The sequence below is a fragment of the Kosakonia sp. MH5 genome (assembly GCF_009935945.1).
GTDB lineage: Bacteria > Pseudomonadota > Gammaproteobacteria > Enterobacterales > Enterobacteriaceae > Kosakonia > Kosakonia radicincitans.
This window is the reverse complement of record NZ_QODH01000012.1, coordinates 24,581-37,984: the sequence shown is the minus strand read 5'-3', so window position 1 is coordinate 37,984 and position 13,404 is coordinate 24,581. Positions and strand designations below refer to the sequence as shown.

General features: G+C 51.5%; 12 protein-coding genes and 1 pseudogene. 11 read left to right on the top strand and 2 right to left on the bottom strand.

Features of this window, described 5'->3' with window-relative positions:
• Positions 1-286 precede the first annotated feature (286 nt).
• Entirely contained in the window at positions 287-1,243 is a 957-nt protein-coding gene (locus DK872_RS23420) for a LacI family DNA-binding transcriptional regulator (protein WP_007369430.1), read from the top strand.
• Between the two features lie 48 nt (positions 1,244-1,291).
• Here the strand turns inward: DK872_RS23420 and fabV are convergent, their stop codons facing one another.
• The gene (gene fabV / locus DK872_RS23415) at positions 1,292-2,485 is read right to left on the bottom strand and encodes an enoyl-ACP reductase FabV (RefSeq protein WP_071921722.1); all 1,194 of its coding nucleotides are present in this window, start codon (positions 2,483-2,485) and stop codon (positions 1,292-1,294) included.
• A gap of 16 nt (positions 2,486-2,501) precedes the next feature.
• Positions 2,502-2,924, bottom strand: a complete 423-nt coding sequence (locus tag DK872_RS23410) for a MaoC family dehydratase (RefSeq protein WP_007369432.1) — start codon at positions 2,922-2,924, stop codon at positions 2,502-2,504.
• 236 nt (positions 2,925-3,160) lie between these two features.
• On the opposite strand from DK872_RS23410, the gene DK872_RS23405 reads away from it, so the two are divergent.
• The 10 genes and pseudogenes from DK872_RS23405 (at position 3,161) to DK872_RS23360 (ending at position 13,386) form a co-directional block, all read left to right on the top strand.
• Positions 3,161-4,348, top strand: coding sequence for an acetyl-CoA C-acetyltransferase (locus DK872_RS23405; RefSeq protein WP_071921721.1), 1,188 nt, complete (start codon positions 3,161-3,163; stop codon positions 4,346-4,348).
• Between the two features lie 40 nt (positions 4,349-4,388).
• Complete coding sequence (gene phbB, locus DK872_RS23400) at positions 4,389-5,129, top strand: acetoacetyl-CoA reductase (RefSeq protein ID WP_071921720.1); 741 nt, start codon at positions 4,389-4,391, stop codon at positions 5,127-5,129.
• 81 nt (positions 5,130-5,210) lie between these two features.
• Entirely contained in the window at positions 5,211-6,101 is an 891-nt protein-coding gene (locus tag DK872_RS23395) for a phosphate acyltransferase (protein ID WP_072440474.1), read from the top strand.
• 2 nt (positions 6,102-6,103) lie between these two features.
• The gene (gene buk, locus DK872_RS23390) at positions 6,104-7,174 is read left to right on the top strand and encodes a butyrate kinase (protein ID WP_035886815.1); all 1,071 of its coding nucleotides are present in this window, start codon (positions 6,104-6,106) and stop codon (positions 7,172-7,174) included.
• A 12-nt stretch (positions 7,175-7,186) separates the two neighbouring features.
• On the top strand, positions 7,187-7,387 hold the full coding sequence (locus tag DK872_RS23385; protein ID WP_007369437.1) for a hypothetical protein: 201 nt from the start codon (positions 7,187-7,189) through the stop codon (positions 7,385-7,387).
• A 393-nt stretch (positions 7,388-7,780) separates the two neighbouring features.
• Positions 7,781-9,483 (top strand): annotated as a pseudogene (locus DK872_RS23380) (ABC transporter substrate-binding protein).
• Positions 9,484-9,528: 45 nt separating this feature from the next.
• The gene (locus tag DK872_RS23375; protein ID WP_161518466.1) at positions 9,529-10,488 is read left to right on the top strand and encodes an ABC transporter permease; all 960 of its coding nucleotides are present in this window, start codon (positions 9,529-9,531) and stop codon (positions 10,486-10,488) included.
• Positions 10,488-11,435: an oligopeptide ABC transporter permease gene (gene opp4C / locus DK872_RS23370; protein WP_161518465.1), complete on the top strand. Its 948-nt coding sequence runs from the start codon at positions 10,488-10,490 to the stop codon at positions 11,433-11,435. Before DK872_RS23375 ends, opp4C begins: the two co-directional genes overlap by 1 nt.
• Entirely contained in the window at positions 11,432-12,412 is a 981-nt protein-coding gene (locus DK872_RS23365; RefSeq protein WP_071921716.1) for an ABC transporter ATP-binding protein, read from the top strand. Before opp4C ends, DK872_RS23365 begins: the two co-directional genes overlap by 4 nt.
• Positions 12,409-13,386 (top strand): ABC transporter ATP-binding protein, encoded by a 978-nt coding sequence (locus tag DK872_RS23360; protein WP_161518464.1) that lies wholly within the window; start codon positions 12,409-12,411, stop codon positions 13,384-13,386. Before DK872_RS23365 ends, DK872_RS23360 begins: the two co-directional genes overlap by 4 nt.
• The last annotated feature ends 18 nt before the right edge of the window (positions 13,387-13,404 follow it).

The window sequence follows — 13,404 nt, the reverse complement described above, 5'->3', positions numbered from 1 at the left end:
CCTCGAAGTGTAAAAAGTTATTGCGGGGATGATTGGATATCATATGGAAACCGGTTTCCATTTTTTCTCCACAGAAGTGTGATAGCTATCAACATCTGCTATCCATAAGGCTTTTTTATTGGATTTACATCACGGAATTTTGCGCTTCGTTGATAGCAAAAGAGGTGAAATGGAAAATCGGTTTCCATCAAAAAGGGAAACCGTTATACTGCGAGTGGTTATAGATTGAACCGATTTTGCAGGACGAATTTTCAGGCGCAGGCTACGCGCTGTTCAGGGGAGAAAGATGTCTACAATCAACGATGTATCACGTTTAGCTGGGGTCTCCAAAGCCACAGTCTCACGGGTGTTGAGTGGTTCGCGCGGCGTTAAGGAAGCCAGTCGCCTCGCGGTACTGAAAGCGGTCGAAGAGCTGAATTATCGGCCCAATGTTATCGCCCAGTCATTGCTCAGCCAGTCGACAGGCTGCATCGGGGTGATTTGCGCCCAGGAGAATATTAACCAGACCACCGGTTACCTGTATGCGCTGGAAAAACATCTCAGCCAGAATCAGAAACATTTGCTGTTGCGCTTCGCCAATACCAAAGCCGGGGTGATGAGCGCGCTGGATGAACTGACCTGCGGGCTGTGCGACGATGTATTGATTATCGGCGCGCGTTTCCCTCTGAAAATTGAAGATGAAAATGTGATTCTGGTCGATTGCGAAGAATCCATCGATTCCACGCCCAACAGCATTCAATTCGATCACGCTTTTGCGGCGGAAACCGCCTGCAACTACCTGATTAGCCAGGGCCGCCGACAAATTGCGCTTATCCATCCCGATACCGCTGCGGCTGAGCAGGTATTGCACGGCTACAAGCTGGCGCTGGAAAACAATTTCCTGCCGTTTAACCGCAACCTGGTTTTTATGGATGACACCAGTTCATCGGTGGCGTTGCAGGTGCTGCTCAATAATGCCACCACGCTGAATTTTAACGCGCTACTGGTGGCTGACGAGCAGGAAGCGCAGCGCGTGATCCCGCAACTGCAAGCGTTTAATAAATCGGTGCCGGGCGACATTATGGTCTTCAGCCTTGCTGGCTCTTTGCATTTACCGGGGATCCCGACCATCCCGGCGATTGAATATTCAATGGATGCGATGGCGGCGCGCATTGTGGCATGGCTGAATGAGAAAACGCAGAGCGTGCTGGGTTCGTACCGCGTGCGCGGCGATTTAATTATTCCTGACGTCGGTAAGCGCTAATAAATAAAAAGCCTCCATGCGGAGGCTTTTTTAATGGCATTTCAGACGTTACGCAAGGCTATATTCTTTAACCAGCGTGTGAATATCCAGTTCATCCGAATAATCCACCCCCGCTATGCCAAAGCCGTTCAGTTCGTGAAACTCCTGCAAATAACCGGCAAAATCGCCAATGACCATAAAGTTATCCGCAGTCACCTGTTTTCTGAGTAATTCCACCGCGTTTTGCACATCCGGGCGAAGTTCATAATCATCCATGCGAATCAACCGTTGAGCATCGGTAGTCACCTTGCCAAGAGGGGGATAAAGATGATCCAGCATCAGCCGGTGCATTTGCTCAATACAGGTTTCATGTAACCGTTTCTGTTTCATGACTTTATACAACAGGGTGATATACAGCGGAAACACAGGAATAAACGCGCTGGCCTTGGTGACCAGCGCTTTACAAATAACCGCATAAGCATTGCCGCTGATACGTTGCAACTGCGCATTAATTTCATCGGCGGTATTATGTAAATGCGCTTTTGCGGCACCCAAAGAGCCCTCTTTATAAAGCGGCCAGGTTGATTCCGGGCCAATATACGAATAGGCAACCGTTTTAAACCCTGTGGCTAATACATCGGCTTGTTCCAGCATGGTGATCCAGCGCTGCCAGTCTTCGCCACCCATCACTTTTACTGTATCGGCAAGCTGCTGTTCGGTAACAGGTTCCAGCGTCTGTTCTACCATGCGCTGACTTTCCAGTTCAAAACCAGGGCCGGAGAAAGCCTGGCCGCGAACGCCCAGCGTTGAGTGATAACGCGTACCGTCAGGATGAAGGCGTATGCCAGACGCAACGGAATACACCACCAGATCGATTTTCCCGCCAAATTCTTGCTGGATAAAATCAATCACGTTTTGCCGCGTGGTATCGGAAAAAGCATCGGCAATAAAATCTTTCGCGATCAGCCCTTTTTCACTCGCCCGTCGCTGAAACAGAACGTTGTTATACCAGCCCGCGCTGCCTGCGCCTTTTTCACCGGGACCCTTTTCAAACGAGACGCCAATGGTGTCGGCGCCGCCGCCAAAAGCCAGCGCAATACGTGAAGCCAGCCCATAACCGGAGGAGGCGCCAATCACCAGAACCTTTTTAGGCCCATAGATCTCGCCGTGTGATTCGACATAGGCAATCTGTTTATCAATGGCTTTCAGCAGCCCTTCCGGGTGGCAGTTTTTAGCCACATTACCCTGAATAATCGGTTTCATAATGTGTTATCTCCGGTCAGTGTTTTACGGCGGGAGATAACACAAGTGCTTCTCCTTTAATGACAACATCGCCATGCTGATTTGTGCAGGTGGTTTTCAGACTGACCCGTTTTTTCTCCGTATCAATAGCAATAATTTCCACGGTTGCTGTCACCGTATCGCCAATAAAAGTTGGTTTGGTAAATTTAAGATCCTGCGCCAAATAAATAGAGCCTTTACCGGGGAGTTTATTTGCAATAACTGCAGAAATTAAACCGCTTACCAGAATTCCGTGAACAACACGCTGGCCAAATATGCTTTTTTTACCCGCGGCATCGTCAAGATGCACTGGGTTCATGTCACCTGAGGCCTCTGCAAAATTCATCACGTCTTCTTCAGTGAGTTTTTTTGTAAATTGCGCTTTTTGCCCTGTTTGTAAACATTCGGCTCTTTCTGTCATTTTTAAAAACCTCCATTTAAATATATCATGTAAATATCCTTTTTTGAGCGGTGATAAGAATTATCAAATTTAAATACTATCGATCTTGAAATCGCCTTATTTATATAAAATTCATAGTAAGCATTGAATAAATTGTATGGGTCAGCTTTTACTCAAACATTGACATTAATCAAAGTACCCTTTCACCTAATTAGGATAAAAATTCTCGTAGTTTAATTAAGCGAAAGGCTAAAATAATGAAGGATACTGATATTGTTATACTTGGCGCAGCAAGGACAGCTATTGGCTCGCTTAATGGTTCCCTTGCCAATATATCCTCACCTAAACTGGGATCTATAGTGATTAAATCACTTCTTGAAAAGTCTCATATTCCGGTAAAAGAAGTGGATGAGGTTATCATTGGTCAGGTTTTAACGGCGGGGTGTGGGCAAAATCCAGCGCGACAAACATTAATTCATTCCGGTATTTCACAGGATGTTCCCGCACTGACAATTAATAAAGTTTGTGGCTCAGGAATGAAAGCATTACAGCTTGCATATCAGTCATTAAAGTGCGGTGAAGCTGAGCTGATTATTGCGGGCGGGCAGGAAAATATGAGTCAGTCGCCGCATATTCTTCCTCACTCCCGTAATGGAATGAAAATGGGTAACTGGGAAATGCAGGACAGCATGGTTAATGATGGATTATGGGATGCATTCCATGATTATCACATGGGGATGACTGCGGAAAATATCGCGGAGAAATATGGTATTACGCGTGAAGAGCAGGATGAATTTGCGCTGGCCTCGCAACGTAAAGCCGCTGCTGCCCTTGAGGCTTCCCGTTTTGTCAGTGAGATTGTGCCGGTTGTTATTATCAAACCCGGTAAAGATACCATCGTAGTTGAAAAAGATGAATTTCCGCGTCCACAAACCACGCGTGAAGGGCTGGCAAAACTACGCCCGGCTTTCAAGAAAGAGGGAACCGTAACCGCCGGCAACGCTTCCGGGGTAAATGATGGCGCGGCCATGGTTATTTTGGCTACCGCGAAAAAAGCCAGAGAACTGGGTATTACACCGCTTGGCCGAATCGTTGAATTTGCAACCTCAGGCGTTGCACCGGAAATAATGGGAACCGGGCCGATTGAAGCTTCCCGAAATGTACTTAAAAAATCAAACTGGCAGGTCAGCAACCTTGATCTTATTGAAGCCAATGAAGCGTTTGCGGCGCAGGCTATCGCGGTTAACCGTGAAATGGGCTGGGATCTGACGAAAGTGAATGTTAATGGCGGTGCCATTGCTCTCGGTCACCCTATTGGCGCGTCTGGCGCCCGTATTTTTGTGTCGTTAATTCATGAAATGCAGCGCCGAAAAAGTAAAAAAGGTCTGGCGACATTATGCATTGGCGGCGGCATGGGCATTGCTGTCACAGTTGAGATGGATTAACGCGGCGATCCGGAATTTTATTTGATACAGGAAACAGGTCATGGAAGAAAAAATTGCACTGGTAACGGGCGGAATTCGGGGTATTGGTGAAAAAATTAGCCTGCGATTTCTTAAAGAAGGTTACCAGGTCGTTGCGTTTGATAATGATGCCAGTCGGCTGAACGACTGGGCGGAAACGCAAAAAGCAGCAGGCTTTGAAAAAATCGATACGGTTGTTTGTGATGTCAGTAATTATGAACAATGTCAGTCTGCCGTTGCCTCGGTATTGAATAAATATGGCCACATTGATGTGCTGGTCAATAATGCCGGTATTACCCGTGATGCAACGTTCAAGAAAATGGATAAATCCCAGTGGGATGCAGTAATTCAGGTTAACCTGAATAGCATGTTTAATATGACCAAACCGGTGATTGACAATATGTTAGCCAATCAACGTGGTCGCATAATTAACATGTCATCCATTAACGGTCAGAAAGGGCAGTTTGGTCAGGCTAATTATTCTGCGGCTAAAGCAGGCGTTCACGGTTTTACCAAAGCGCTGGCGCAGGAAGTTGCGCGTAAAAACATTACCGTAAACACCATTTCTCCAGGATATATCAATACGGAAATGATGCAGGCGATTCCGGATGATGTGCTGGAAACTATTAAAGCGCAAATTCCGGTTGGTCGTCTTGGTGAAGCCGATGAAATCGCAGAGCTTGTGTTATATCTCTGTGGTGATAAATCGGGTTATATCACCGGCTCTAATATTGCCATTAATGGCGGCCAGCATATGTGTTAACAGGTAAGTGATTGCCGAATTTCAGCAGGTATGATGGCTCATACCTGCTGAGCTTTTAGTGAGTATTCAGGATATTCCATTATGCTAAAGCAGCTAGATTCATTTTTAGAGTTAGCCAAAAGAAAAAGTCAGAAAACCATTGCAGTAGCTGCTGCGGAGGATGCTTTTGCACTCGATGCAATCAGGATGATCGTCGTGCAGGGGTTAGGTCGCGCTATTTTAGTCGGTTGCCGCGAAAAAATCGTCACCATTGCCGGGCGTCTGGATTTTGATATCAGAGAAGTTGAAATCATTGATCTTCCCGATAAAACGCAAGCGTGTAATAAAGCTGTGGAGCTGGTGAAGTCAGGAAAGGCCGATATTTTAATGAAGGGCCTGGTCGACAGCCCCGTTTATCTGCGGGCCATCCTTAATAAAACCTTTGGGATTGCTGCATCCAGCCTGGTCACGCAGATGGCTTTTATTCAGAGCCCTTTTTATAGAAAGTTATTCGCTATTACTGATGCCGGAATTAATATTTCCCCGACAAAACAGGATAAAAAAATCATGGTTACGCAGTCAGTGGATTTACTCCACCGGCTGGACATCAGTAATCCGAAGGTTGCCCTCATAGCTGCCGTGGAACATGCCACACCTGCAATCCAGGCAACGATAGATGCAGCGGAATTAAGCGAAGAACATTTTGATAATTGCATCGTTGAAGGGCCGCTCTCTGTTGATCTGGCGTTTAGCCACGATTCCTGCCGGCATAAAGGGCTGGATACGCAGGTCGGCGGTGATGTTGATTTAATCGTGCTGCCCGATGTTAACAGCGCGAACGTCTTCTATAAAACCGTGATGCAGCTCGGCAGCGCTTCAAGCGCCAGTGTCCTGACAGGCACTTCCGCTCCCGTGGTATTTACTTCGCGCTCGGACACGGCCACCACGAAGTATTTTTCTATTGCTTGTGCAATAGCTCAGTGTAAGGACTAGTTATGTATATTCTGGTCATTAATCCTGGATCAACCTCAACCAAGCTGGCGATTTATAACAACAGAACGCAACTGGTTTGCCGGACATATAACCATAATGAAGCTGAGTTAGGTCCGTATTCAAATATCCTGGAACAAAAACAATTCCGCAAAGAAATTATTCTTGGCATGTTGCATGAACACGGTTTCAGAACCAAAGATATGGATCTGTTTGTCGGGCGCGGCGGGCTGGTCCGCTATCTTGAAAGTGGTGTTTACCGTATTAACGACGCCTACTTACACGATGCAAGCGTGGGTCTTAACGGTGAGCATGCTTCAAATCTCGGCGCTATTCTGGCCTGGGAACTGGCAAAAGACGCTGATAAAGAGAATATGGCTTATACCGTTGATCCGGTGGTGGTGGATGAGTGTGATCCTGTTGCTAAAATCTCCGGCATGCCGGAAATATCGCGGGTCGGCGCTTTTCATGCCCTTAATCAGAAAGCGGTTGCTCATCGTTACGCCATTCAGGTGGAAAAACCTTATGCCAGCCTGAATTTAATTGTTGCGCACCTCGGCGGCGGTATCAGCGTCGGCGCTCATCGCGATGGCCGGATTGTTGATGTGAATTCCGCATTAGGCGGCGATGGACCGTTCTCGCCGGAACGCGTGGGTCGTCTCCCTTGCCTGGCTTTATTAAACCTCTGTTTTTCTGGTGAATATACCTATGATTCGCTGAAGAAAAAGCTCATTGGTGAAGGCGGTGTGTTTGGCTATTTAGGCACGAAAGACATTCGCGATGTTGAGCAGCTAATCAGCGATGGAAATCAAAAAGCGTTAGAGGTGCTTGAGGCGATGGCTTACCAGGTCGCAAAAGAGATCGCCTCATGCGCGGCTGTTCTCGCGGGCCGCGTCGATGCCATTATTCTCACCGGAGGCGTTGCCCGGAGCGGCAGAGTGATTAATGACATTCGTAAACGCATCGGCTTTATTACCCCTGAATTTATCGTTTACCCCGGCGAGGATGAATTATTTGCTCTGGTTGACGGAGCACTGTCGGCAATAGAAGGCCGAAGAGAATTACTGGAATATTAATAGGAGAATATTATGTTAGATAAAAGTAATACAACACTGACTCCTGACAGAACAACACTGGTCGAGTCAAATGGCTGTGTTTATCTTTCTTTCGCATTCAATGATAAGAAAGACAATATGTTAATTAAACTTGGTTTGTTTGAAGTTAATTATCTTGCCGATGAGTTTGATGAATTAAATCAAAGGATCCTTATTAGCTCTGAATATAATTAGCCAACACGCTAATCACCAAATTCTGTGCTACGGACGTTATTCCTCAGTAACGTAAATAAGCAGGCATGCAGCCACAGGCAAACAGGAAGCGCTTCTTTCTGTTTGCCTGTTTTTTCAGGCGCGCACTTTCATGGTGATAAAACGACCAGAGTTGTGGAAATCACGCCTTTACTACCGGGGATGGTTTTGACCGGGCTTTGCGGGTTCCTCAATTCGTCGGCACAATGCGGTTTGTAAGCTGCTTAGCAAACTTATGACATTGATTTGCCATAAATTTGCTAATGACAATTTGCTATAAGCCAGATTTTTTCGTTGTTAGACAGGGTGCGGTGCGGCTTTTATCGTTCGTCATGATTTGTAAATTCCACGCAATCATTTGATGAGGGAGCAATTTTGTCCAGCTTACTGAATAGCTTAAAAACAAAACCCACGCGCTTTACTCTGGCGCTGAAAATCGCGTTACTCAGCAGTGTGGTGGCTTTCTCTTCAGCCTCTTTCGCCGATGAACCCTTAAAAGAGGGTATTACGCCAGCACCGATGCCAGCCAAATTCCGGCGGCGGCTAAGCTGCGTAAAGACACGGTGGTGGCAGGCATCTCTGAACCGCAGGGTATTTTTAACCCCTATTTCTTTGTTAACGGCTGGGACGAAAACGTCACCAACGTGATTTTCTCACGCCTGATCGACTGGGATAGCCACGGCAATCTGGTGCCTGGCCTGGCGGAAAGCTGGAGCGTCAGCCCGGACAACAAGGTCTACACCATTAAGCTGCGCCCGAACCTGACTTTCAGCGACGGTTCGCCGCTGACTGCCGAAGACGTGGCGTTTACCCTGACCGTGCTGTATGACCCGAAATATGATGGCGATACTGACATCACCCTCGCCAATATTGCGGGCGGCGCGGAGTATAAAGCCGGAAAAGCCGATAGCGTCAGCGGCCTGAAAGTGATCGACCCGCTGACCTTACAGGTCACCACCACGCAGCCAGGCGCGACTACGCTGGCGAAAATCGGCGGCCCGGTGCTGTCGAAAGCGTATTACGGTAAAGAGTATCAGCGCGGTAACCTCGATTATCTGCGCACGTTGCACGGGAAACCGCTGGGTAACGGGCCATATGTCTATGAAAAATACATTCCGGGCCAGGAGATTCGTTTCCACGCCAACACCCATTTCTACCGTGGCACACCGCCAACGCCGCGCTTTATCTATCGCGTAACCAACCCATCCACCAACTTCCAGTTGTTCCAGACCGGCGAAACCGATTACGACTCGTTCACTTCGCGCCCGGATGATATCGAACAACTGAAAATGCTGGGCTTCGCCAATATCAACCTGTTTGGCTCCAGCGACTACAGCAAAGTGGAATTCAACGTGCGCCGCCCGGCGTTGCAGGACGTGAAAGTGCGCCAGGCGCTGATTTACGGCCTTGACCGCCAGAAGCTGATCGATGTGGTTTATCAGGGCTACGGCAAAGTGGCGATTGAACCTATTGCCCCGATTTCATGGGCGTATAACACCGACGGCGTGAACCCGTACAAATTCGACCCGGCACAGGCGAAGAAACTGCTTGATGAAGCGGGCTGGAAACCGGGGCCGGATGGCATCCGCGTGAAGGACGGTAAACGTCTGGAGCTGACGCTGCTGGTGAGCAAGAAAGTGCTGAACGATGCGCTGATCCCCATCGCCAAAGAGAACTGGCAGCAGATTGGCGTGCTGCTGAAACCGCAGGTGGTGGATTTCAACGCCCTGATGGCGCAGCGTAAAGCAGGCAACTATGACCTGGCCTCTTTCAGCACCAGCACGCTCAACGATCCGCATGATGGCGTGTGGGATTACTACAGCACGGAAGCGAAAGAGTCCGGCTATAACAATCCGCAGGTTGATAAGCTGATCAACGAAGGTAATGCGGTGCTGGATGTGGAAAAACGCAAACCGATTTATCACCAGCTGTATAAAGTGCTGGCGGACGATCCACCGGCGATTCTGCTGGGTAACCGCGAGATTCTGTCGGCCAGCAGCGCCCGCGTCACCGGCTTTAAGCCGGATATCTACAACGGACTGACCGGTAGCCTGCCGGATGTGAAAATCGTCAAGTAACACCAACAACTGCCGGGGCTCCCCGGCAGTTGTCATGAGAAAGCTATGCGAAATTTTATCCTCAGGCGACTGCTGCAAACCCTGCCAATGCTGCTGCTCGCATCACTGATTATTTTTATGCTGTTCGCGAAAACGCCGGGCGACTTTATCGACGGTAACATTACCCTCACCGCCGCCCGCGCCGCCGAACTGAAAGCCATTTATGGACTCGATCAACCGCTCTTCACCCGCTATCTGCACTGGCTCGGCCAGTTGCTGCGCGGCGATTTGGGGTTCTCGCTGCAATACCAAATCCCGGTGAGCCAGCTACTTAACCAGTACATCTGGAACTCGTTCCTGCTGGCAAGCGTTGCGCTGGTGTTTTACTGGGGCATCGGGCTGGCGGTGGGCATTGCCTCAGCGCTGAAACCCAATTCGCTGTTCGATCATCTGGTCAGCGTGGTGGTGTTCGCCGCCATGTCATTCCCGACCTTTTTCCTCTGCCTGTTGCTGATTAAGTGGTTCGCGGTCGATCTGCACTGGTTGCCGGTGGGCGGCATGACCAACACCGGCAGCGACGATAGCGGCTGGGCGTGGGTGATGCAGGTTGCGGCGCATCTGGTGTTGCCGGTCATGGCGCTGGTGATGTTGCAGGCGGGCAGCCTGACGCGCTATTTCCGCGCCAGTATGCTGGACGTGGTGAAGATGGATTTTATCCGCACCGTGCGCGCCAAAGGTCTGCGCGAACGCACAGTGATCCTCAAACACGCGCTGCGCAATGCGCTACTGCCGATCATCACCCTGCTCGGTTTTGAGCTGCCGGGGCTGTTTTCCGGCGCGATCATCACCGAAAAGGTGTTTAACTGGCCGGGTGCGGGGCATATCCATATTGATTCGCTGGCCGCCCGAGATTATCCGGTGCTGATGGGGTTCACTCTGTTTCTGGCGGTATTAACCATTGTTGGCAACCTGATTGCCGATGTGCTGTACGCGTGGGCCGACCCGCGTATTCGCGTGAGGTCGTGATGTTCGGTTCCCTTTTCTCAACCAATCGCCGCCTGCGCAAGGCGGAAATTCCGGCGCTGGCGCAGGCCACGCCCTCTCCGTGGCGCCAGGCGTGGAAAGCGCTGCGCCACAATCATCTCGCGATGCTGTGCCTGGTTCTGCTGGTGGTCATGACCATCTGGTGCGTGCTGGGGCCGGTGTGGTCGCCGTGGAAAGATGACGCCACCGACGCGCTGATGATCAACAAACCGCCTGGCGCAGAGCACTGGCTGGGCACCGATTTTCTTGGCCGCGACATCTATACCCGCTTACTGCTTGCCGGGCGTATCTCGCTGATTATTGGCCTGCTGACCATGCTGCTGTCGGTGGCGCTGGGCTACCTGCTGGGCGCGATCTCCGGTTATGCCGGCGGCTGGACGGAAAAACTGATTATGCGCCTCGCGGATCTGGTGATGACGATCCCCAGCCTGCCGCTGCTGATTGTCGCCGGAGCGATGTTATCAGAGCTCGATTTCTCGTCCGATTCGCGCATCTATATGGTGGTAGTGATGCTCAGCCTGCTGGAATGGCCGAAGCTGGCGCGGCTGGTGCGCGGGCAAATCCTCTCGCTGCGAGAACGCGATTTTATGCTGGCGACGCAGGTTCTGGGCCTCTCTTCGCGCCGCCGCCTGTTCGGCCATCTGTTGCCGAACACTATTCCCATTCTGGTGGTGATGGCGACGATGGCGGTGGCGAATGCCATCCTGATGGAATCTGCGCTCAGCTATCTCGGCCTTGGCGTCGTACCGCCAACGCCCTCATGGGGTAATATGATGGATGCGGCCAACAGCCTGATCGACTTTCAGCGTCGCCCGTGGCTGTGGATGCCGCCGGGTATCGCCATTTTTCTGACCGTCATCGCCATTAACGTGCTGGGAGATGGCCTGCGCGATGCGCTGGATCCGAAAATGAAACGGAGCCTGAAATGAGCGAGCCGCTAATTACCTTTAATAACTTATCCATCTCCTTCGCCAGCGAGCAGGGGCGCGTGCGCGCTGTACAGGATGTCTCATTTGCCATTCAGGCCGGGCAAACTATTGGCGTGGTGGGTGAATCCGGCTGCGGCAAAAGCGTTACCGCCATGTCGCTGATGGGGCTGTTACCGCCGCAGGTTGCGCGTATCGACGGCGGAGAAATCCGCTTTCAGGGCACCGATCTGCTGCGCCTGAAGCCGTCAAAAATGGCCGATCTGCGTGGTAATCAGTTAGCGATGATCTTTCAGGAGCCGATGACGGCGCTCAACCCGGTGCTGACCATTGGCGAGCAGCTCTGTGAACCGCTGATTCGCCATCGTGGTGAAACGCCAAAAGCGGCCTGGGCGCATGCCACGCAATTGATCGCCGATGTCGGGCTGGCGCGGGCGGAGAGCCTGATGAGCAGCTATCCGCACCAGCTTTCCGGCGGTATGTTGCAGCGCATCATGATTGCCATGGCGCTAAGCTGCCAGCCGAAACTGCTGATTGCCGACGAGCCCACCACGGCGCTGGATGTCACCGTACAGGCGCAAATCCTGCGTTTACTGCGTGACCAGGCGCGGGCGCAGCAGATGGCGCTGATGCTGATCACCCATGATTTGGGCGTTATCGCGCAGATGGCGGAACACGTCGTGGTAATGTACGCCGGGCGCATCGTTGAGCAAGGTCCGACCGCCGATGTGCTGCGCAACCCACTGCACCCTTATACCAAAGGGCTGATCGCGTCGCGCCCTGTTCCGGGCGAGCGCCGACGCCGCCTCTATTCCATTCCCGGCCAGGTGCCGGATCTGGCCGAGCTGCCGCCGTACTGCGCGTTCTTCGATCGCTGCGAACGTGCCACGGCGCAGTGCCGCGCGGGTATTCCGCCGCTGATCGGGCAAACGCGGCAAGCCGCATGTATTCACAGTGAGTTAGCGGAGCCGGTCGCATGAGCCAACAATATGTGATTGAAGTGGATGGTCTGAAAAAGCACTTCCCGCTGCGCGACGGGCTGTTTGGTCAGGAAACCGGACAGCTACGCGCCGTGGACGGCGTCAGTTTTAACATTCGACCCGGCACCATTTTTGGCCTGGTGGGCGAATCCGGCAGCGGTAAAACCACCGTCGGACGCACGCTGCTGGGGCTGTATGACAAAACGGCGGGTAGCGTGAAGTATCGCGGTCAGGAGTTGCAGGATATGACGCCGAAACAGATGCGCGCGCTGCGCCCGAAAATCCAGCTGGTGTTTCAGGATCCTTACAGCTCGCTGAATCCGCGCATTCGCATTGGCGATGCGATTGGCGAAGCGATGCTGGAACACAAGCTGTGCAGCAAAGCGGAACTGCGCGATAAAGTGCTGGAGGTGATGAAAATCTGTGGCCTGGCCCCGCAGCATTACAATCGCTTTCCCCATGAGTTCTCCGGCGGCCAGCGCCAGCGTATCGGCATTGCCCGCGCGCTGATCCTCAACCCGGATTTTATTATTGCCGACGAACCCATCTCGGCGCTGGATGTCTCCATCCAGGCGCAAATCATTAATCTGTTCTCCGATTTGCGCGATGAGCATGGCGTCACCTTCCTGTTTATTTCTCACGATCTCGGTGTCGTGGAGCATTTGTGTGATGACGTGGCGGTGATGTATCTGGGGAAACTGGTGGAAACCGCTAGCCGCGATGCGTTGTTCAGCCAGCCGCTGCACCCTTACACCCAGGCGCTGCTGGCGGCGGTGCCAACGCTCGACCCGGAAAGCGAACCCGTGGCGGTGGTGCAGGGGGAAATCCCCGATCCGTCGCGCCCGCCTTCCGGCTGCCGCTTCTCTTCACGCTGCCCGCAGGCAACGGAACGCTGTCGTACTGAAATCCCGGAACTGCGTGAAGTGCGCCCCGGCCATCAGGTGGCGTGCCACTGGGTGGAGTCGTGGCAATAAAAAAGGGAGGCTTCCGCC